Source organism: Streptomyces griseus subsp. griseus (assembly GCF_000720255.1).
GTDB lineage: Bacteria > Actinomycetota > Actinomycetes > Streptomycetales > Streptomycetaceae > Streptomyces > Streptomyces griseus_I.
In genome coordinates this window covers 1-1,831 of the sequence record NZ_JOJE01000108.1, presented here as the reverse complement: position 1 = coordinate 1,831, position 1,831 = coordinate 1, and the positions used below count along the sequence as shown (strand labels likewise).

The following is a 1,831-nucleotide window of genomic DNA, read 5'->3' as shown; positions in this document are numbered from 1 at the left end:
CGGTCATCTGCCGAGCCATCCGCCGTCGACGGGGAGGAGGACGCCGTGGATGTAGGCGGCGGCGTCGGAGGCGAGGAAGACGGTGGCGCCGGCGAGGTCGTCGGCGTTGCCCCAGCGTGCGGCCGGGATGCGGTCGAGGATGGCTTTGCTGCGGGCGGGGTCGTCCTGGAGGGCCTGGGTGTTGTCGGTGGCGATGTAGCCGGGGGCGATGGCGTTGACGTTGACGCCGTGCGGGGCCCATTCGTTGGCCAGTGCCTTGGTCAGTCCGGCGATGCCGTGCTTGGCGGCGGTGTAGCCGGGCACGGTGATACCGCCCTGGAAGCTGAGCAGCGAGGCGGTGAAGATCACCTTGCCCCGGCCGCGGTCCACCATGGTCGCGCCGACCGCCCGGGTCAGGGCGAACTGGGCGTTGAGGTTGACCTGGAGCACCAGTTCCCAGTCGGCGTCGCTGTGCTGGGCGGCGGGGGTGCGGCGGATGGTGCCGGCGTTGTTGACCAGGATGTCCACGGGCCGCTCGCGTGCGGCGAGGTCCGCGCCCAGGTCCCGTACGGCCTGGGGGTCGGCGAAGTCGGTGCGGATCGTCTCGAAGTGGCGGCCGGCGGCGGTGACGTCCTTCGCCACGTCGCTGCCGGTCTCCTCCAGCGAGGCGCTGACGCCGATGATGTCCGCGCCGGCCTCGGCCAGCGCGCGGGCCATGGCCCGCCCGATGCCGCGGCGGGCCCCGGTGACCACGGCGAGCCTGCCGGTGAGGTCGAAGGCGGTCATACGGCGGCTCCCTCGATGTCGTCGTCGCTGGTGCAGTCCACGAGGATCTTCATCACCTCTCCGCCGCCCTCCAGCGCCTCGAACGCTGCGGGTGCCTGGGTGAGCGGCACGACCTTGCTGATCAGCCGCTCGGCGGGGATGGTCCCGTCGGCGACCAGGGCGACCGCCTTCTCGAAGTCGGAGCGGTCGTACAACCGGGCCCCGATCAGGGTGAGTTCACGCCAGAAGAAGCGGTGCAGGTTCACCTCACGCGGCCGGGGGTGAATGGCGACCAGGCACAGCCGGCCGCGCACACCGAGGACCTCGACGGCGGTGTCCACGCCGCCCGCCGCGCCGGACACCTCGAAGGCGACGTCCGCTCCGGCGTCCCCGGTCCACTGACCGACCAGCGCCCGCACATCGGCGCCGGCCGGGTCCCAGGTGGCCAGTCCCAGCTCCTCGGCGAGCAGGCGGCGGTGGGCGCTCAGCTCCACCACCCGCACGTCGGCGCCGGCGCCGCGTGCGACGAGCGCGATGAGGATGCCGACCGGTCCGCCGCCGACCACGACGACCTTCTCGCCCTCGCGCACCCCTGCGCGGCCGACGTCGTGCACGGCGACGGCGGTGGGCTCGACGAGCGCGGCCCGGTCCAGGGGGAGGGAGTCGGGCAGCCGGATCAGGGTCGAGGCGGGTACGGTCCAGCGCTGCTGCATCGCGCCGGGGGAGTCGATGCCGATGAAGTCCAGGTGCTGGCAGATGTGCTGGTGGCCGGCTCGGCAGGCGGGGCAGGTGTCGTCCCAGCGCAGCGGCATCACGGTGACCGCGTCCCCGGGCTGCCAGCCCTGAACGCCCTCGCCGACGCGTACGACACGGCCGGACATCTCGTGTCCCAGGACGGCGGGCGTGGAGACCCGGGCGTCCATGTCGCCGTGGAAGATGTGCAGGTCGGTGCCGCAGATGCCGACGTAGGCGGGGGCGAGTTCCACTTCCCCCGGGCCGGGCGGCGCGGTCTGGGCGGGTGCGGTGTCCAGGGTGCGGGCGGATGTGTAACGGACGGCGAGTGTCATCGCGGGGTCAGGGTCCCTTC

Annotated in this window: 2 protein-coding genes; both read right to left on the bottom strand. The window is 73.1% G+C overall.

All coding sequences use genetic code 11. The annotated features are described in order from the left end of the window. Positions 1-3: 3 nt before the first annotated feature. A complete protein-coding gene (locus IG99_RS43275; RefSeq protein ID WP_037684519.1) occupies positions 4-765 on the bottom strand; it encodes an SDR family NAD(P)-dependent oxidoreductase in 762 nt (253 codons plus the stop codon). Continuing rightward, positions 762-1,811 (bottom strand): (R,R)-butanediol dehydrogenase, encoded by a 1,050-nt coding sequence (locus IG99_RS43270; RefSeq protein ID WP_037684518.1) that lies wholly within the window; start codon positions 1,809-1,811, stop codon positions 762-764. The genes IG99_RS43275 and IG99_RS43270 overlap by 4 nt, the downstream gene beginning before the upstream one ends. Positions 1,812-1,831 lie beyond the last annotated feature (20 nt).